We start from the raw sequence: 19,629 nt of genomic DNA on the forward strand, positions 1-19,629 counted from the left end.
GCTGACTGCTAACCAATGTCCAGCCAGTCTCCTGCAGAATGCACAAAATGCGCCAGGAAGACCGCAAAACACACACATCCCTACCGCGCCGCTCAGACTTGCAGAGTTTGCGTGCGCTTGCCATTTTCATCGTTGTGGGCGCCCACGCACACATTCCCTGGATGCAGGGTGGCTATGTTGGCGTTGACGTGTTTTTTGTGCTGTCTGGCTATCTGATTTCCGGATTGATCCTCAACGAGGCTGAAACCACACGGCGTTTCAATGCCTTGGCCTTTTACGCTCGGCGACTCAAACGACTGCTCCCGGCCCTGCTGCTCGTCCTGCTCGTGGTGGCCGGCATCGCCTGGATGCTTGCCAGCCCTCAGCAACAGCGCGAAGACGCCGCAGCGGGTCAAGCCGCTGCGCTGTGGCTGAGCAATTTTTATCTTTCCGCGCGCATCATCAACTACTTTTCTGCAGGCCTGGGTGGCAACCTGTTCCTGCACACCTGGTCTCTGGCCGTGGAGGAACAGTTCTATCTCATCTGGCCCTGGCTGATGCTGTTTCTGCTGGGAATCTGGTCATGGCAAGGCGCGCCGTTCAGCCGCAAACGCTTGGCCATCGGGCTTGGCCTGCTGGCCGTCGCATCGCTCATCCTCGGGGTGTACTGTGCATATGCGGATGTTGAAGCGGGGTTTTATCTGATGCCCGGGCGCGTGTGGGAGTTCGCGCTCGGGGCGTTGATTATCCTGCTGCGGCAAGCGCTGGATCACCACCCCCTCCCGCAACAGCGCATCGTCGCGTTTCTGAATCGCTTGCGCGGGTGCTCCCGACTCAATGCCGCAGGTTGGCTTCTCATATTGGCCGTAACCGTGCTCTATCCCGACGACCTGCGCTACCCGGGGCTCTGGGCGTTGCTGCCCAGCCTTGGCGCGGCTATGGTCTTGCTCGACGCTCCAGAACGAGACACCACCAGCGCATTCTCGCACCTGATGTTGCGCGCGCCAGTGCTGCAAGTCCTTGGAAATCTCTCCTACAGCCTCTACCTCTGGCATTGGCCTGTACTCATTCTTGGCAGTCAGATTTTTGGATCGAACTGGTTTGCTCGTCTCGGACTGATCGCCCTGAGTGTGATGTTGGCATTGCTGACCTATGTCGCAGTGGAACGACCCGTGAGGCGGCTGCCGATGCGACGTGCCTTGATTGTGTTTGCTCCGTCCGCGCTCGGCATGGCTATGGGATATTTTGTCATGGGCACATGGCAACAAGCAGCTGTTCAAAATCTGCATTCCCCTGCGCAGGCCCGGATTCAAACGGCAAGAATGGATCTCCCCGTCCTTTATTCTCAGCCATGCGACACTTGGTACCACAGTGCGGATGTATCCGAGTGCGTTTACGGTCCAGAAAATGCTAGCCACACTGTGGTGATGTTCGGGGATAGTGTGCTGGCACAATGGTTTCCAGCCGTGGCGGAGATCTACCTCAAACGCTCTGGATGGCGGCTCGTTGTGCTGACCAAATCAGCCTGTTCGGCACAGGCCATCAGCTACTACTACCCGCGCATCAAATCCATGTACACCGTCTGTGATGAGTGGCGCGAGCGTGCCATCGACCTCATGGTTCGGATGCATCCAGATGTGGTCATTATGGGATCGACGCACTATGGCTTCACGCCGCAGCAATGGATCTCGGGAACACGTTCAGTGCTCGATCGCTTGAGTCCGGTCACAAACGCAATTGCCATTCTGAGCCCCACCCCCGAATTGGGCTTCGACGGTCCCGAATGCCTTTCTGCAAAAGCAAATTGGCCTGCCTGGCTGCCATCACCGGAACGCTGCCAGACTGTACTCAAGCCGATGACAAAAGATGGCATTTTTGATTTATTGAAAACTGCTGCAGCTCCCTTCCCCCACGTTGCAGTGATCGACATGCGCGACGCCATCTGTCCTGACGGCATCTGCCGCGCGCAGCGCAATCAACAGATCGTTTACCGAGATGGACAACACCTGACCGCGCGCTTCATTTTGCAACTTGCTCCGGAATTGCAGCAGGCTTTGAGCCGCAACCGCATTCCATATTGACAGAGCACGATCGGCCGAGACAGACCCGTTACCTCATTCACTTTTGCATCAGATCGACTACAGTTCCGAATTGACGTATACGTCAATCAATCCACCGTGGCGCCATGCACGCCGCGCTCCAGGAGACTGCGATGACCGATCTGTCCGATGCCAAGGTTCTGGCTGCCTACCGCCCGCAGCAGCGGCTGCGCTTTGTCACGGCGGCGTCGCTGTTCGACGGCCATGACGCGGCGATCAACATCATGCGGCGCATCCTGATCGGTATGGGCGCGGAGGTCATCCATCTGGGGCACAACCGCTCGGTCGATGACATCGTCACTGCGGCCATTCAGGAAGACGCGCACGGCATTGCCATTTCCAGTTATCAGGGCGGACATGTGGAGTTTTTTCGCTACATGATCGACCGCCTGCGCACTGAGGGCGCAGGACACATCCAGGTGTTCGGCGGCGGCGGCGGGGTCATCGTGCCCGAGGAGATTGCCGCGCTGCAGGCCTATGGCGTGGCACGCATCTACAGCCCGGAGGACGGGCAGACGCTGGGGCTGCAGGGCATGATCGGCGACATGCTCAAGCGTGCCGACCACCCCCTGCCGCCACTGGACGACCAGCACGCGCTGAACGCGCTGCGCAGCGATGCACAGGCGCTCGCACGCGTCATCACCTTGCTGGAAAACGGCGCGGCCGATGCCGCGCTGCTGCGCGAACTCCACACCCGGGCCGAGGCCGCGCAGGGTGTGGTGCTGGGCGTGACGGGCACGGGCGGCGCGGGCAAGAGCAGCCTGGTGGATGAGCTGATTCGCCGTGTGCGGCTCGACCAGGACGACGCGCTGCGCATCGCCGTCATCAGCATCGACCCTTCACGGCGCAAGAGCGGCGGCGCGCTGCTGGGCGACCGCATCCGCATGAATGCCATCAACCCGTGGCGGCAGGGCCCGCGCGTGTTCATGCGCAGCCTCGCCACGCGCGAGGCGGGCAGCGAGATCAGCAAGGCGCTGCCCGACGTGATTGCCGCATGCAAGGCGGCGGGCTTCGACCTCATCCTGGTCGAGACCTCGGGCATCGGCCAGGGCGATGCGGCCATCGTGCCCCATGCCGATGCCAGCCTGTATGTGATGACACCGGAATTCGGCGCGGCCAGCCAGCTTGAAAAAATCGACATGCTCGACTTTGCCGATTTCGTGGCCATCAACAAGTTCGACCGCAAGGGCGCGATGGACGCGCTGCGCGACGTGGCCAAGCAGTTGCAGCGCAACCGCGAGGCCTGGAGCACCAAACCGGAAGACCTGCCGGTGTTCGGCACCATGGCCAGCCGCTTCAACGACGACGGCGTGACCGCGCTGTATCAGGCCATCAAGCCCCGACTGGCCGCGCATGGACTTGTGCTCAAGCCCGGGCGCCTGCCCCTTGCCACCACCCGTCACAGCACCCAACAGACGCCCATCGTGCCGGCCGCGCGCAGCCGCTATCTGGCCGAGATTGCCGACGTGGTGCGCGGCTATCACCGCAGCGTCGACACACAGGCCACGCTGGCGCGCGAGGCGCAGCAGTTGCGCGAAAGCGGCCGCATGCTGCACGCGGCCAACCCGAACAAGATCTCTGCGGTGCAGGCCGTCATCGATCTGGCCGAGCAGCGCGAAGCGCGCATGCTGCCCGCCGCGCGCAAGCTGCTGACCATGTGGCCGGATATGCAGCGCGCCTACGCCGGCGACACCTATGTGGTGAAAATCCGCGACCGCGAAATTCGCACTGCCCTCACCCACACCACCCTGTCGGGCACGACCCTGCGCAAAGTGGTGCTGCCCAAATATGTCGACCACGGCGAAATCCTGCGCTGGCTGATGCGCGACAACGTCCCCGGCAGTTTTCCGTACACCGCAGGCACCTTCGCCTTCAAGCGCGAGAATGAAGATCCGACCCGCATGTTTGCCGGCGAGGGCGATGCCTTCCGCACCAACCGGCGCTTCAAGCTGCTGAGCGAGGGCATGCCGGCCAAGCGACTGTCCACCGCGTTCGACTCGGTCACCCTCTACGGTGCCGACCCCGATCGCCGCCCGGACATTTACGGCAAGGTGGGCAACTCGGGCGTGAGCATCGCCACGCTCGATGACCTGAAGGCGCTGTACGACGGCTTCGATCTGTGCGACCCCGCCACCTCGGTGAGCATGACCATCAACGGTCCGGCGCCCACCATTCTGGCGATGTTCCTGTGCACCGCCATCGACCAGCAGCTCGACAAATTCCGCACCGACAACGGCCGCGAACCCACCGATGACGAAGCCGCCAAGACCCGCGCCTGGGTGCTGGAAAACGTGCGCGGCACGGTGCAGGCCGACATCCTGAAGGAAGATCAGGGGCAGAACACCTGCATCTTTTCCACCGAGTTCTCGCTCAAGGTCATGGGCGACATCCAGCAGTATTTCGTGCAGCACCGGGTGCGCAATTTCTACTCGGTGAGCATCAGCGGCTATCACATTGCCGAGGCCGGTGCCAACCCCATCAGCCAGCTCGCGTTCACCCTGTCCAACGGCTTCACCTTTGTCGAGGCGTATCTGGCGCGGGGCATGCACATCGACGACTTCGCACCCAACCTCAGCTTCTTTTTCAGCAATGGCATGGACCCGGAATACAGCGTGCTCGGCCGGGTGGCACGGCGCATCTGGGCGGTGGCCATGCGCGACAAGTACGGCGCCAATGAACGCAGCCAGAAGCTCAAGTACCACGTGCAGACCAGCGGCCGCAGCCTGCATGCGCAGGAAATCGACTTCAACGACATCCGCACCACCCTGCAGGCGCTGATCGCCATTTACGACAACTGCAACAGTCTGCACACCAACGCGTTCGACGAGGCCATCACCACGCCCACCGAGGACAGCGTGCGCCGCGCCATGGCCATTCAGCTCATCATCAACCGCGAGTGGGGACTGGCCAAGTGCGAAAACCCCAACCAGGGCGCCTTCATCATCGAGGAACTCACCGATCTGGTGGAAGAAGCCGTGCTCAAGGAGTTTGAAGCCATTGCCGAGCGCGGCGGCGTGCTCGGCGCCATGGAAACCGGCTATCAGCGCAGCAAGATCCAGGAAGAGAGCATGCATTACGAAATGCTCAAGCACACGGGCGAGCTGCCCATCATCGGCGTCAACACCTTCCGCAACCCGCACGGCAACAGCGCGCCCGGCCATCTGGAACTGGCGCGCTCCACCGAAGAAGAAAAGGAATCGCAACTGCGTCGCCTGGCCGACTTTCACCAGCGCCACGCGGCCGAGGCGCCCGCCATGCTGCGCCGCCTGCAGCAGGCCGTCATCGATAACGGCAATGTGTTCGCCGTGCTGATGGACGCGGTGCGCGTCTGCAGCCTGGGGCAGATCACCACGGCCCTGTTCGAAGTGGGTGGACAGTACCGGCGCAGCATGTAAGCCGACACGCGCCTATCATCGCGTCAGTCCGCTGCGCGTTCTGCGCGGCGGCTTTTTGTTTTCTGCCATGCCGAAGTCCACCGCCTCACTCCGTGCCAGCGCCCTGATGCTGCTGGCTTCGCTCATCTGGGGCACGGCCTTCGTCGCCCAGACGGCCAGCATCGGCATGGTCGGCCCGTTCTACTACACCGGCCTGCGCTTCGTGCTCGGCGCTGTCGTGGTGATGGCGTTCATGGCCATGCGCAGGCGCCCCGATCCTGCGTCCCATCCCGGCTCGACTCCCCGCAGTCTCTTGCGCGATGGCGGTCTTCTCGGCGTGCTGGTGGCCGTTTCCATCTCGCTGCAGCAGATCGGGCTGGAATTCACCACGGTGGCCAATGCCGGGTTCATCAGCTCGCTCTATGTCGTGCTCGTGCCGGTGCTCGGGCTGCTGTGGGGACGGCGCATCGGCGCTGGCGTGTGGCTCGGCGCACTGCTCGCCATGCTCGGCATGTACTTCCTCAGTGTGCGCAGCGGTTATTCAGTACGGCATGGCGACTGGCTGGAACTGGGCGGCGCGCTGTTCATCACCGGGCAGATCCTCCTGCTGGGCAGGGTGGCGCCGCGTCACGATCCGCTGCGGCTCGCGGTGGTGCAGTTCGTGGTCTGTGGCGTGCTCTGCCTGGGTACCGGTGTGCTGGTGGAGACCATCAGCCTCGATGCGCTGCAGCGTGCCGCGTGGACCATTGTGTATGGTGGCGCGCTGTCCGTGGGCGTGGCCTACACCCTGCAGGTGGTGGCGCAGCGCGACGCCATTGCGGCCCATGCCGCCGTGATCTTCAGCATGGAAGGCGTGTTCGCCGCGCTGGCCGCCTGGCTGGTGCTGCATCAGGCGCTCGACACCCGCGCCCTCTTGGGCTGTGCGCTGGTCTTCAGCGGACTCGTTCTCTCGCAACTGCCGCTGCGGGAACTGGCAATCGGCATCCATGCCCGCCTGCGACGCGCGCCCGCTCCACAAACCATCGACCCATGAACCTGTCGAACCCTTCCCAGACACGCAATCCACAGCACAGCGCGCGCAAGGCAGTCCAGTGAGCACCAAACCCCGCCCCGCTTCCGCCTGGCCCGGACGCCCGCTGCGCGCCGACGCCAGTTCCCCTTCCCGCCGCCACACACCTTCCAAGGCGGCCTCTCCCGCTGCCCAAGGCGACCCGAACACCACGGTGCGACTGTCCAAGCGCATGTCCGAACTCGGCCTGGCCTCACGGCGCGAGGCCGATGCCTGGATCGAACAGGGTTGGGTCCTGGTGGATGGCGCCCCGGCAGTGCTGGGCGCCAAGGTCGCGGCCAATCTGCCGGCGTCGCGCATCGCCATTCGCAAGGTGGCGCAGCATCAGCAGGCTGCGCAGGCCACCATCCTGCTGCACAAGCCAGTGGGCTATGTCAGCGCGCAGGCCGAGCATGGCTATACCCCGGCCATTGCGCTGATCAAGGCCGAGAGCCGCTGGGAAGAGTGCGACGCGCCGCGCCAGTTTTCGCCCGCGCACCTGCGGCATCTGGCCGTAGCGGGGCGGCTGGACATCGACTCCACCGGCCTGCTGGTGCTCACGCAGGACGGCCGCATCGCCCGCCAGCTCATCGGTGAGGACAGCGAAGTCGAGAAGGAATATCTGGTGCGCGTCAGCCTGCGCGACGCGCCGACGGGCAACGCGGGGGAAGAGGATGTGCAGGCCGCCCTCCCTCAGAACAAACTCGCCTTGCTGCGCCACGGCCTGATGCTGGACGACCAGCCGCTGCGCCCAGCGCAGGTGGAATGGATTAACCCGCAGCAGTTGCGCTTTGTGCTGCACGAAGGCAAGAAGCGCCAGATTCGCCGCATGTGCGAGCTCGTCGGCCTGCGCGTCACCGGGCTCAAGCGGGTACGCATCGGCCAGGTGCGGCTGGGCGCGCTGCCGCTCGGTGCCTGGCGCTATCTGCGCGACGACGAGCAGTTCTGAAGGCCCTCGTCAGGCCTGGCACTCGCGAACAGGTCGAGCGACTTCTCGGTGTGTATGCCGGAGCAATCCACGCGGCAGGCCGTGATGGCCACGAGCGGCCGTTGCGCACGCTCGTGCGGCCTTGATCCGGAGTGACACAGCGCAGTCATCTCCGCGTGTTACCAACGCGGCATGTCTGCTGAACCCTCGATGCTGCCTCCGGGCGACCTGCTCGCTGCCCTCCGCCAACTCCGCACCGCGGCGCTGCAGCAGGAACTTGCGCATGCCGAGCGGATCGCCGCCCTGCCTGCTGCGCGGCAGGCCAGTGCACGCAATCTGCTGCACTATCTCGCGGTGCGGCAGGTGGATCTTCGTCCGCTGCAACTGCGTCTGGCCCAGCTTGGTCTGTCGTCCCTGGGCAGCATGGAGACCCATGTGCTCGCCGCGCTGGACACCCTCTCTGCGCGGTTGGAAGACATGCTCGGCCAGTCCCACGCCCATCGTCCAGCCCCCTGTTGCTCGCATGGCCAGGGCGCGCAGCTGCTGCAGGACAACGCGACCGCCTTGCTCAACCCACCGCGGCCGCGGCGCGACGTGCGCATCATGGTGACTCTGGCGACGCAATCCGCGCAGGACGCCCAGGGCATCCGCGACCTGGTGGATGCCGGCATGGACGTGGCGCGCATCAACTGCGCGCATGACGATGCCAAAGTCTGGCAGCGCATGGCCGCGCTGATTCGCGCCACACCCGGCGCGCAGGAGCGGGTGCCGCTGGTCCAGATCGATCTGGCCGGCCCCAAGTCACGCACCGGCGCCTTGCCGCCGCAAGGACGGGTGCTGCATCTGCGGCCACGGCGCGATCTGCACGGGCAACCGGTCGAAGCGGCACGGCTTGCCCTGTGGTTCGGCGCCAACCCGGCACCGCAGAACAGCGCCGTCGAGCCCGTCCTGCTGGCCGCCAGCCTGCACCCTGCACTGCCCGACGTCCTGCCGCCCGCACTGCGTCTGCGTGTCACCGACGCCCGCAAGCGGGTGCGTTACGGCACGCTGCTGCGGCGTGACGGCGACCTGATGCAGTTCACCTTCGATCGTTCTGTCTATCTGGAAGAGGACATGGCATTTGCCTTGCAACAGGGGCGCAACATCCTCTGTACCGGCACTCTCCAGGGCATCCCCGAGGTGCCCGGCGAACTGCGGCTGTGCGTCGGCGATCCGCTGCTGCTGCTCAAAGAAAACCGGCCCGGCCGCCCCGGCGTGCGCAACCCGCAGGGCACTTTCACCGAACCGCCGCAAATCCATTGCACCCTGGCCGACGCGTTCCATTCCGCCCGCGCGGGACAGTCGGTCTGGCTGGACGACGGACGCATCGGCGCCGTCATCGAGAGCTGCGCACCGGATGTCATGCGGCTGCGCATCACCCATGCTGCACCGAACGGCAGCAAGCTCAAGGCGGAAAAAGGCATCAATTTCCCCGACACGACCTTCGACACCCCGGCGCTGACCGACAAGGACCGCGCCGATCTGGCCGCGATGGCCGCGCATGTCGACCTGGTCGCACTGTCCTTCCTGCGTGCCCCGCAGGACGTGGCCTAGGGCCTGTTCACGCTATTGGTGCACCCGCGCCGGGGGTCTGGGCGGATGCAATGCGAGGCGCAGGCCGCGCCGTGGTGTGTTGCACCACAAGCGGACTGCAACGTGGCAGTGCGCCGCCCAGACCCCCGGCCCGCAGGGTTGCCCCCAGGCGGGGCGTCTGCGGCGTTGTCAGCCAGGGGCAAGGCGCCCAGCCTTGCCCCTGGCCTCCGCCTTGCATCCATCCCCGCCTGGGGGCAACGCGGGTGCACCAATAGCGTGAACAGGCCCTAGCTACGTGCGGAGCTTGCCGCGCTCGGACGCAGCGATGCAGGCGTCGTGCTCAAGATCGAGAACCGACAGGCCTTCGCCCAACTGCCGTCCATCCTGCTCGAGGCGCTGGCGCATCCCCGCGTGGGCGTGATGGTGGCACGCGGTGATCTGGCGGTGGAACTCGGGTTCGAGCGTCTGTCCGAGGCGCAGGAGGAAATCCTCTGGCTGTGCGAGGCGGCGCACCTGCCGGTGATCTGGGCCACCCAGATCCTGGACACCCTGGCACGCAGCGGCCAGCCCTCGCGCCCCGAAGTGACGGATGCGGCCATGAGCATCCGCGCCGAATGCGCCATGTTGAACAAGGGGCCACATATCGTCGACGCCGTGCGCTTTCTCTCCGGGGTTCTGGAGCGCATGGAAGGCCATTACGCCAAGCGCATGACCCTGCGACGCCCGCTGTCCATTGCCGGGCCACGACTGCCGCCGGCGCAGCCACAGGTGGACGTTGCGCAATCAGGGCGCTGAGTGCAAACGCCGCATGCTCCGCCCATCAAGTGGTGGCAGTCCCAGCCCAGGGCTTCATATTGTTGCATCGCAGCAGGATTCCATTTGACATTCATCAACGACAAGCGCCTAAATCAGTGCGTGCTTATAGAGGGTTCTCCTAATGTCCAAGCGGGTCTGCGCAGGGAACAATGCGCCATCTTTCGCGGAGTACGGACATGGATTCAAAGCGTCGCACATGGTTGATTGCTACAGGCTGCGCCGGTTGCGTGGCAGCAGGGGGTGCGGCCGTTCCCTTTGTCGATTCGATGGCGCCTTCCGCCAAGGCGCGCGCCGAGGGTGGTCCCGTCGATGTGGACATCAGCACCCTGCGCCCCAGCGAAAAAATGACGGTCCTGTGGCGCGGCCAGCCCGTGTGGATTCTGCACCGCACGCCCGCCATGCTGAAGTCGCTCGACGAAACCCAGGCCCTCGTGGCTGACCCGGATTCCAAGCGCACCGCCTTCCCCACCCCGGTCTGGGCCCAGACCCAGTGGCGCTCGATCAAGAAGGAATATCTGGTGGTCGTGGGGATCTGCACGCACCTGGGCTGCTCACCGGTGGATCGCTTCACGCCCGGGCCGCAGCCTTCACTGCCGTCCGACTGGGATGGCGGGTTTCTCTGCCCCTGCCACGGCTCGATGTTCGATCTGGCCGGTCGGGTGTTCAAGAACATGCCGGCCCCCGACAACCTGGTCGTGCCACCGTACATGTTCGTGACCGACGCCAAATTGCGCATCGGCGAGCACGAGCAGGCCTGAGGCCAGTTCACCGCTCCGCCGCATTCCCCACAAGACCAACAGGAGACACCTCAATGGCAGATCAATCGCTGCACGGAGCGCATGCCGCGCCTGAACACGGCGGGCTGCGCGGCTGGATCGACAAGCGCTTCCCGTTCTCCTCGCTGTGGAGCGCGCATCTGACCGAGTACTACGCGCCGAAGAACCTCAACTTCTGGTACTACTTCGGCTCGTTGTCCATCGTGGTGCTGGCCATCCAGATCGTCAGCGGCATTTTCCTGGTGATGAACTACAAGCCCGACGCCGCCCTGGCGTTCGGCTCGGTCGAGTACATCATGCGCGACGTGAACTGGGGCTGGCTGATTCGCTACATCCACTCCACCGGCGCGTCAGCGTTTTTCATCGTGGTCTACCTGCACATGTTCCGCGGGCTGATCTACGGCTCCTATCGCACCCCGCGCGAGCTGATCTGGATTTTCGGCTGCCTGATCTTTCTGTGTCTCATGGCCGAAGCCTTCTTCGGCTACCTGCTGCCCTGGGGGCAGATGTCCTTCTGGGGCGCGCAGGTCATCGTCAACCTGTTTTCCGCCATCCCCTTCATCGGCCCGGATCTGGCGGTATGGATTCGCGGCGACTATGTGGTGAGCGACGTCACGCTCAACCGCTTTTTCGCCTTCCACGTCATCGCCATTCCGCTGCTGCTCATCGGCCTGGTGGGTTCGCACATCATCGCCCTGCACCAGGTCGGCTCGAACAACCCGGACGGCGTGGAAATCAAGGACAACAAGGACGGCCGCGGCATTCCGCGTGACGGTGTAGCCTTTCATCCGTACTACACCGTGCACGACCTGTTCGGTCTGTCGGTGTTCTTGATGATTTTCTGCGCGGTGGTGTTTTTCGCACCGCAGTTTGGTGGCTATTTCCTCGAGCACAACAACTTCATCCCGGCCAATCCGCTCAAGACCCCGCCGCACATTGCGCCCGTCTGGTATTTCACGCCCTTCTATTCCATTCTGCGCGCCACCACCAGCAACACCGTGCACATCTGGATGGCCGTGCTTGTCGTGGCCACGCTGTTTGCGCTGTGGCGGAATCGCGCCAGGCCTACGCGTGCCGCCCTGTTTGCCGTCGGCGGCGGCTTGCTGTTCTGGGCACTGGCCACCGTGGACGCCAAATTCTGGGGCGTGGTCAGCATGGGCGGTGCGGTGATCATCTTCTTTTTTCTGCCCTGGCTGGATCATTCTCCAGTCAAGTCCATCCGCTACCGCCCGACCTGGCACCGCGCCATCTACATCCTGTTTGCGATCAATTTCGTCGTGCTGGGCTATTTTGGCATCCAGCCGCCTTCGCCCGTGGCCTATGCGGTGGCACTGACCTGCACGCTCCTGTATTTCAGCTTCTTTTTCCTCATGCCATGGTGGAGCCAACTGGGCGCGTTCAAACCCGTGCCGCAACGCCTGACCTTCAAAGCCCACTGATGCGCGCGCCCATGAAATCCATCCTGCACCGACTGTGTCTGGGGCTGCTGCTTGGCCTGATGCTGCAAGGCATTGCCAGCGCCGCTGCTGAAGAGCAAGAAATTCCCCTCGACCACGCGCCCTATCGGGTGAACAACATCCTGGCACTGCAAAACGGTGCCCGCCTGTTCGTCAACTACTGCCTGGGCTGCCATTCCGCGAAATACATGCGCTACGAGAGCCTGCGCGACATCGGCCTGACCGATGACCAGATTCAGCACAACCTGATGTTCGGCGATGCCAAGATCGGCGACACCATGCGTGTGGCCATGACCGCAGCACAGGCCGAAAAGTGGTTTGGCGTCGAACCGCCGGACCTGTCCATCATCACCAAGGCACTGGCCTCGCACCGCGGCAGCGGCACGGACTATCTCTACACCTACCTGCGCACCTTCTACCGCGACGACACCCGCCCGAGCGGCTGGAACAACCTGGTCTTCCCGGGCGTGGGCATGCCCAACCCGCTGTGGATGCTGCAGGGCGAACGCGCGGCCAACTTCCAGGTCGGCCCCGATCCTGCAGACCCCGCTGTCAAGCTCAAGACCTTTGTCGGCTACACCCAGCTGACCAAGGGGGCTGAATCGGCAAGCGAGTATGATTCAACAGTTGCCGACCTTGTCGCCTACATGCAGTGGATGGCCGAGCCCGACCAACTGTTCCGCAAGCGCCTGGGAGTCATCGTGCTCATCTTCCTGGGATTGTTCAGCTTCATCACCTGGAAACTGAAATCCGAATACTGGAAAGATGTGACGTAGCACTGGCAACGGCCCGAACCCCGGGCTCAGCGCCCAATCCGAATCGCCGGGGTGGCTCCGCCACCCCGTTCTGTTTTTTCAGCCCCCAGGTCGGGCCTAGCCCGGCCCGCCGCCGAGGGGGTCAAAAAATCTCGGGGCGGCCCTTTGTTTTTTGTTAGGAGTCTGCATTCATGATGGTGCTTTATTCCGGCACGACCTGCCCGTTCTCGCAGCGTTGCCGCTTCGTGCTGTTCGAAAAAGGCATGGATTTCGAAATCCGTGACGTCGACCTGTTCAACAAACCCGAAGACGTCAGCGTCATGAATCCCTACGGCCAGGTGCCCATCCTGGTCGAGCGCGACCTGATTCTGTACGAATCCAACATCATCAACGAGTACATCGACGAGCGCTTCCCGCATCCGCAGCTCATGCCAGGCGATCCGGTGGCCCGTGCCCGCGTGCGCCTGTTCCTGTTCAACTTCGAAAAGGAATTGTTCGTCCATGTCAGCACGCTGGAATCGCGCGCCACCAAGTCCAACGAAAAGGCCCTGGAAAAGGCGCGCGCCGCGATCCGCGACCGCCTCACGCAACTCGCGCCTGTTTTTCTGAAAAACAAATACATGCTGGGCGAAGACTTTTCCATGCTCGACGTGGCCATCGCTCCGCTGCTGTGGCGGCTCGACCACTACGGCATCGACCTGCCCAAGTCGACCCTGCCCCTGGCGAAATACGCCGAGCGTATTTTCCAGCGCCCGGCCTACATCGAGGCGCTCACGCCGTCTGAAAAGATCATGCGCAAGTAAGCTGGCATTCGCATGATGGACCGCAGCACGCAAAACATCAGTTCCACCAAGCCCTATCTGATTCGCGCCATCTACGAATGGTGCACGGATAACGGCCTGACGCCTTACCTCGCGGTCCAGGTGGGCGCCGGTGCGCGCGTGCCGATGGAGTTCGTGAAGAACGGCGAAATCGTGCTCAACATCAGCTTCGACGCGACCAGTGCGCTCAACATCGGCAACGACGACATCCGCTTCAAGGCCCGCTTTGGCGGTGTCGCACGAGACATCCTGGTGCCCATCGGACAGGTCACTGCAATTTACGCTCGCGAAAACAGCCAAGGCATGGCATTTCCCCTGGAGACGGGTCACGACGCCCCCTCTGATGGCGAAGCCGACAATGCCCCTGTTGCCTCCGATCAGAGCGAACAAGATGCATCGACTCCGCCACCCCGTCTGAGGCCGGTAAAATCAACACAAACTGGTCAGAGCGGTCCCCCGCCAGAGCCTCCACCCTCGGCGCCCAGACCGGGCGGCACACATCTGACCCGCGTGAAATAGTCATACTGACATTGCGCAACCCGGCGTCCCCAAACGCCCACGCCGACTTAGCTCAGCTGGTAGAGCAACCGCCTTGTAAGCGGTAGGTCATCCGTTCGATTCGGATAGTCGGCACCAAAAAATTTCAATTAATCAATGACTTACAGAACAAGCCACATCAACAAGGTGTGGCTTTTTTCTGTCTCAGTGGGAATGAATTCCCACTCAATTCCCACTGGGTTCCCACAAAAGGCACCCGATCGCCCCCGATTCTTCCCGATTTTTTTCCCACAGGATTCCCACACGCAAGCAGACCCACGCGAAAACACACACCAACCTAGAACGAGGGTCGGATGTGCATTTTCGGCCCCGACTTTTCTTGATCTTTCTGGGCAAAGCGTTTGAGTTCCTAGAACAGGATGAGAGCGCAATACGCGCATCACTTTGTGGGGGGGGTGATGGAAATCTTGAAGAAAGCATTTCTGAAGCTTTACGAACTTGAGGAGCTTGGGATGCCCGCCGGCAGGACGCTCGAGAACCGGCTGCGAGGTGGCTTCATCGATCTCGGTCAGGACGTCCCGCCGCTGCAGACCCTCAAACTCGGAGGAAGTCGCGTCGTGGCGAGGGATCACCTGATCCATTGGCTCAAAGTCACTGGTGGCATTGAGCCTAACGCCTTTGCACCGCCTGCCACGTCAGCACCGGCCAGACAGGAGGAGGCCCCTGGTCGGCGCGGGCGGGGCAGACCAAGGAAGGCAACGGATTCACGGGGAGCAAAATGAACGCTCCAAGACATGGGCCGGCGACTCGTGCCGTTGATGCACCGGCTCTGCCAGTGGGCGATGGCACCTCGTCTGGGCGATATCGAGAGCCCACGGTCCATTGAGACGCCCACGATGGCAGCCTCGAATCAGGCTCGCCGCCAGCCGACGGCAACGGGCGCAAGCTCTGTCGGCGCCGATCCAAATTTGAGCCACCGGGGTGCGGCAGAAAACTTGGACTGGTTAGACTGCGATTCCTAGGAGTCTGTCAGAGGGTGTAAACGAAATGATTTACCCTGCCAATCGTGTCGCGAGGATACGCGCTTCGGCCAACCACACCCAGGCGAGCGGGGCCCAGTTGGATCGGTCATGGTGCGCCATGAGGCGGCGGGCTCGCTCGTTCCAGGCATGCGTGCGCTCGACCACCCAGCGCTTGGCCTGCACGACGAAGCCCTTGGCAACAGTCTCGGGCCACAGGGGCTGCTGCGCGTCTTGCCAGGTTCCCGTGCTGCGGTTGCCGGGGTGACGCACGACCTCCACGCTGATGCCGTGGGTCAGCTCGATGCCTACGGCGCATTTGCCGCCGTAGGCGGCGTCGGTGTAGAGTTTTTTCAGTCCCGGGACTTTGGTGCAGGCCTGCGCCACGACCTCGGCCGCCGCATCACGATCCTGCACGCTGGCTGCCGTGAGCGTGACGGCCAGCAGCAATCCCAGGGTATCGACCACCAGATGGCGCTTGCGCCCCTTGACCTTCTTGCCCGCGTCGAACCCGGTGTTGCCGCCCTGGGCCGTGCTGCGCGTGCTTTGCGCATCGATGATGGCGGCCGTCGGCTCGGGGGCTCTGCCCATGCGATCGCGCCATTGCTGGCGCAGCCGGTCGTGCAGGGCCTCGAACACGCCGGCCGCAGCCCAGCGCTTGAACGACATGTAGGTCGCCTGCCAGGGCGGGAAGGTCTTGGGCAGCAACCGCCATGCGCACCCCGTGCGCAGCGCGTAGCAGCAGGCGTTGACCATCTGGCGGCGCGCGTAGCGGGGTGGCGCACCGCGCTGGCCATCGCGCTCGAACAGGTCCGCCACCAACGCCCACTCGGCATCGGTCAAATCGGTGTTCATGCCGCTGGCGCCATCGGCACGGCGGTGCGCGGCGGTGTAGCCGTAGCGCTTGGGCGCAGTTCCTTGCACCGCAGCGCGCTCACCGGCGCGGCGCAAGGGCTTGAGCCGCTCGATGCCGGCCTCGCGCAGCGCCTTGCGCACGGTCACCGTGCTGACCTTGACGCCCGTGCGTCGAAGCAACTCGCGCGTCACCTCGTCCAACGACGCGCGTGGCTGCTCCTGGGTGATCGCACGCAGCACTGTGGTGTGTTCAGCGTCCAGAGAGGGCTTGCGGCCCGGTCGTCTTGCTTGCTCATCCTGCGCCTTCTTCACCATCTGCCGCCTCGTGTCCGCATGCCCCGATCCGAGCATAACGCACGAGATGTTGTTTTCGTTTACATCCTCTCAGACTTGCGGATCGCGGGCTGCAAAACGGTTGTGCGGCGCGCTGCGCCAGCGGCTTCTTGCCCCATAGCATCCCCACAGCCCTTTTTCGCCCTCCACGCCCCAAGCCCGACAGACTCCTAGGCTTCTGCGGCGCTCGGCGGAAATGCGGAATCCCAGCATTTCGTGGGATTGAGTGAAGTACGCCACGAGAAGGAAGGCTCGGCTCGCGGCCAGCTTGGTGTGCGCCATTTCCAGGCGCCTGCGCAGCCCCGCAATCACCACATACTCGCAGCTCCAGTCAAACTGGAACGCTTCGCCCATCTCAAAGCTCAAGGGAATGAACCCCGCGTGTCATGGCGCATTGCCCTGCTCTGCTCAGTTTTCAACTGCAATCAACCGCCGCGTAACCCACTCGAAATTCAAGAGAGCCAAAAAAGTTTATGTTGCATGTTGAATCAATCACGAAACGAAATCACGGCGATGTCCCGAACTCTGTTGAACGGATAGTGTGAAGGTGGCGGCTCCTTTCGCCCGCATGCGAGCATGCGGGTGCCTCGCAAGCAAAGAAAGGAACCACCAAGATGAAGTCTCGCACGAAATCCACGGCGCGCGCATGCGCGCAGCCCCAAGTTCAGATCTCGATGCCATTACAAGGCGTTTTGCAGGACGTGCAGCAAGCGTTTTACGGGCTGTGCATCGAAGCCGGTCGGCGGGTGCTGGACGTGATGATGGAAGCCGACCGAGAGGCGTTGTGCGGTCCCAAGGGCGTGCCCGATGCCCAGCGCCGCGCCGTGCGCGGCGGGCACACCAGCAGCCGCGTGGTGCTGGGCGGGCAGCGCATCGACATGCGCCGGCCAAGGGCACGCGCCCTCGATGGCGGGGAACTTCCCCTGCCCACGTTTGCCTGGGCGGCAGGGGCCGACCCGCTCAATGCGGCCACGCTGTCGGCGGTGGCCGCTGGGGTGTCCACGCGGCGCTACGCCAGCACGCTGGGTCCGCTGCCACCCAAGGTGCGCCGCTCGTGTGTAAGCGTTCAGCCAGCGGCGTGATTGCGCTCGAGCTATTGGGTGGGTAGATGCAGCAGCATCAGGCAGCAGTCTTCACGCGTCGGGCAGTGCGCCGCTGCACCGCCTTGGTGGTGTGCGATGGGCATACTGCTGCGACGCACTCGGTGAGGTTCACCGCTGCCAGAAGCATGAACTTGATCGCATCGGTTTTCACGTCCAGCAGGTCGTGATCCTGCAGGCGGCTGTAGACGAACGCCAGCAGGTTGGGCTCGGCGTGGGAGTCGATCTGCTGCTGCAGCGCCTGCGCCTGCTGCAGCGTGGTCAAGCCGTCGAGGAAGAGCATCTTCGCCACGAGGCGGTCGAGGCAGCGATCTTGCAGATCCTCGCAGACCATCGGCCATGCATGTCCGCTGATCTTCATCGCCTGGTACACCACGAAGAGGATGTTGAGGATAATCTCGACCTGCTCCAGCCTGGCGCCCAGGCGCGGCAGGACCAGCACACTGGCAAGCAGCGTGGGCTGGTGCGCATGGATCTCGTCGGCGAGCGCCTCGCGCGCGCGCAGATCCATGCGGTCGACGGTGAGGATCGCCTGGGCAACAATGCGCGTGGAGATCCGCTGCGTCATCGGGGCGCGGCCCTGTCCAGGTCCGAGCACAGCGGGTCCTGCCCGAAGTGCTGCGTCCACAGCCTGGGGGTGAGTTCGACCACCCGGGACTGGGGATGTCGGCCCACGCGCTGCAACACGTCGACCAGATAGGTGTACGGGTCGATACCCTGCAGCACGCAGGTGGCGATGAGGCTTTGCAGGATGCCCACATGGCGTGCGCCGACCTCGCTCCAGCAGAACAGCCAGTTGCGCCGCCCCATCGGGATCGGACGCAGCGCGCGCTCGATGTGGTTCGTGTCGATGGGCACCGCCGGGTCATCGATGAACACTGACAGCGCTGCCCGTCGCTCTCGCACGTAGGCCAGCGCTTTGGTCAACGGATTGCTCGGCAGCAGGCCCTGCTGCGCGAACTGCTGCTCGACCCAGGCGAAGAACGCCTGCACCCGCGCCCGGCTGTGGGTGGCGCGATGCGCCAGCTTGGCCGCACCCTCCCACCCGGCGGCGCGGATCTCGGCCTCGATACGGTACAGCGCGGTGATGTGCTGCAAGGCTTGCGTGGCCGCCCGCGGCTCGGCGTCTTGCGCCTCGAAGAACAGGCGCCGCGCGTGCGCCCAGCACTGCGCGTGGGTGACTCCGGTCTGCCTCGCATAGCGGGCATAGGCCGCGTAGCCATCGCTCAGCAGCACCGTGCCACTGGGCAACTGTCCAAGAACTTGGCTCACATGCTCATGGCGGCGCGAGGCGAAGTGGGGGAAGCACACCTCGTCGTGCTCGCCATACACCGGCCAGAAGTACGTGCCCTTCATCTTCCCCGGCCCGGCGCGGCCGGCCTTGATCGGGGTCTCGTCCATCGTGATCACATGCCCGCCCAGGATCGAGGCCAGCTGCGCATCCACGATGGGCTCGAGCAGCGCCGCAGTCTGCTGCATGAGCTGGGTCAACCAGGCCCGGCTGAGCTTGAAGCCGGCATCGGCCAGCCGCTGATGCTGGCGGTACAGCGGCAGGTGGTAGCGGAACTTGTCCACCGCCATGCCGGCGACGAAACTCACGTCGGCGCGGCTGCCCTCGAACACGCTGGCCGGCGCCGGCGCGCAGTGCAGGGTCGCGGTGTCGAGCCGCTTGATCACCGGGCGCACGTACTTGAGCGCCACATAGGCGCCCGGGCGCTGCGCCAGGCGGTAGCTGACCTTCTCGCCGATGACCTCGTACTCCTCGGCACGCAACCCCTGCGCCTGGGCGCACGGCAGGTGGATGACCTGCACCTCGACCCGCTCGGCGTCGAAGAACGCCGTCGCGTCCTGGTCGCCAGCACAATCTGTCGTGCGTGCGCGCCGCGTGTGCCCGGCCACTTGGCGTCCAGCCTCGGGGGCTTGTGGCGGGATCGGCAGATCACCCAGAATCTGGCCGAGATGAAGTTGCTGCGCATCGGCCACGCTCTGCAGCCGTTCGCTCTTGCTGCCGAAGATCTGTCGCCTGAACCACGCCAGTTGCCGCTGCTGCTCAACGATGGTCTGCGCTTGCGATTGCAGCAACCGCACGAGAGCCTCAACCGCCATGCCCGCCACGATCTGGGCGGTATAGGTCTGCACTTGAGCGGGGTCTGCACGCATGAAAGCATTGTGCCCATGGCAAAGCCCGAAGGGAATCGG

At 63.8% G+C, this 19,629-nt stretch carries 14 protein-coding genes, 1 tRNA gene and 2 pseudogenes; 13 read left to right on the forward strand and 4 right to left on the reverse strand.

Annotated features, from left to right (window positions below; all coding sequences use genetic code 11):
• Positions 1-47: 47 nt before the first annotated feature.
• The 12 genes from AC1ZQA_RS11705 (at position 48) to AC1ZQA_RS11760 (ending at position 14,261) form a co-directional block, all read left to right on the forward strand.
• Entirely contained in the window at positions 48-2,060 is a 2,013-nt protein-coding gene (locus tag AC1ZQA_RS11705; protein ID WP_482677054.1) for an acyltransferase family protein, read from the forward strand.
• A gap of 131 nt (positions 2,061-2,191) precedes the next feature.
• Complete coding sequence (icmF, locus tag AC1ZQA_RS11710; protein WP_482677055.1) at positions 2,192-5,473, forward strand: fused isobutyryl-CoA mutase/GTPase IcmF; 3,282 nt, start codon at positions 2,192-2,194, stop codon at positions 5,471-5,473.
• A gap of 67 nt (positions 5,474-5,540) precedes the next feature.
• On the forward strand, positions 5,541-6,485 hold the full coding sequence (locus AC1ZQA_RS11715) for a DMT family transporter (protein WP_482677056.1): 945 nt from the start codon (positions 5,541-5,543) through the stop codon (positions 6,483-6,485).
• Between the two features lie 58 nt (positions 6,486-6,543).
• Entirely contained in the window at positions 6,544-7,449 is a 906-nt protein-coding gene (locus AC1ZQA_RS11720) for a pseudouridine synthase (RefSeq protein ID WP_482677057.1), read from the forward strand.
• 171 nt (positions 7,450-7,620) lie between these two features.
• Complete coding sequence (locus AC1ZQA_RS11725; RefSeq protein WP_482677058.1) at positions 7,621-9,021, forward strand: pyruvate kinase; 1,401 nt, start codon at positions 7,621-7,623, stop codon at positions 9,019-9,021.
• A 315-nt stretch (positions 9,022-9,336) separates the two neighbouring features.
• On the forward strand, positions 9,337-9,795 hold the full coding sequence (locus AC1ZQA_RS11730) for a pyruvate kinase (RefSeq protein ID WP_482677059.1): 459 nt from the start codon (positions 9,337-9,339) through the stop codon (positions 9,793-9,795).
• A gap of 197 nt (positions 9,796-9,992) precedes the next feature.
• Positions 9,993-10,574 (forward strand): ubiquinol-cytochrome c reductase iron-sulfur subunit, encoded by a 582-nt coding sequence (gene petA, locus AC1ZQA_RS11735; RefSeq protein WP_482677060.1) that lies wholly within the window; start codon positions 9,993-9,995, stop codon positions 10,572-10,574.
• Positions 10,575-10,627: 53 nt separating this feature from the next.
• Positions 10,628-12,031 (forward strand): cytochrome b, encoded by a 1,404-nt coding sequence (locus tag AC1ZQA_RS11740; protein ID WP_482677061.1) that lies wholly within the window; start codon positions 10,628-10,630, stop codon positions 12,029-12,031.
• Positions 12,032-12,042: 11 nt separating this feature from the next.
• Positions 12,043-12,825 (forward strand): cytochrome c1, encoded by a 783-nt coding sequence (locus tag AC1ZQA_RS11745; RefSeq protein WP_482677062.1) that lies wholly within the window; start codon positions 12,043-12,045, stop codon positions 12,823-12,825.
• A gap of 170 nt (positions 12,826-12,995) precedes the next feature.
• On the forward strand, positions 12,996-13,607 hold the full coding sequence (locus tag AC1ZQA_RS11750) for a glutathione S-transferase N-terminal domain-containing protein (RefSeq protein WP_482677063.1): 612 nt from the start codon (positions 12,996-12,998) through the stop codon (positions 13,605-13,607).
• Positions 13,608-13,622: 15 nt separating this feature from the next.
• Positions 13,623-14,144 carry a ClpXP protease specificity-enhancing factor gene (locus tag AC1ZQA_RS11755; protein ID WP_482677064.1) on the forward strand — a complete coding sequence of 174 codons (522 nt, stop codon included), beginning with the start codon at positions 13,623-13,625 and terminating at the stop codon, positions 14,142-14,144.
• A 41-nt stretch (positions 14,145-14,185) separates the two neighbouring features.
• A tRNA-Thr gene (locus tag AC1ZQA_RS11760) sits at positions 14,186-14,261 on the forward strand.
• A gap of 914 nt (positions 14,262-15,175) precedes the next feature.
• Here AC1ZQA_RS11760 and AC1ZQA_RS11765 read toward each other — a convergent pair.
• Entirely contained in the window at positions 15,176-16,312 is a 1,137-nt protein-coding gene (locus AC1ZQA_RS11765; RefSeq protein WP_482677065.1) for an IS5 family transposase, read from the reverse strand.
• A 225-nt stretch (positions 16,313-16,537) separates the two neighbouring features.
• Positions 16,538-16,705: pseudogene (locus tag AC1ZQA_RS11770) on the reverse strand (IS21 family transposase); the annotation flags it as partial.
• Between the two features lie 239 nt (positions 16,706-16,944).
• On the opposite strand from AC1ZQA_RS11770, the pseudogene AC1ZQA_RS11775 reads away from it, so the two are divergent.
• Positions 16,945-17,367 (forward strand): annotated as a pseudogene (locus AC1ZQA_RS11775) (IS256 family transposase); the annotation flags it as partial.
• 82 nt (positions 17,368-17,449) lie between these two features.
• On the opposite strand, the gene AC1ZQA_RS11780 reads toward AC1ZQA_RS11775, so the two are convergent.
• Positions 17,450-17,998, reverse strand: coding sequence for a hypothetical protein (locus tag AC1ZQA_RS11780; protein ID WP_482677032.1), 549 nt, complete (start codon positions 17,996-17,998; stop codon positions 17,450-17,452).
• Complete coding sequence (tnpC, locus tag AC1ZQA_RS11785; protein WP_482676861.1) at positions 17,995-19,590, reverse strand: IS66 family transposase; 1,596 nt, start codon at positions 19,588-19,590, stop codon at positions 17,995-17,997. Before tnpC ends, AC1ZQA_RS11780 begins: the two co-directional genes overlap by 4 nt.
• Positions 19,591-19,629 lie beyond the last annotated feature (39 nt).

The organism is Thiomonas sp. DCM-2 (assembly GCF_056820905.1).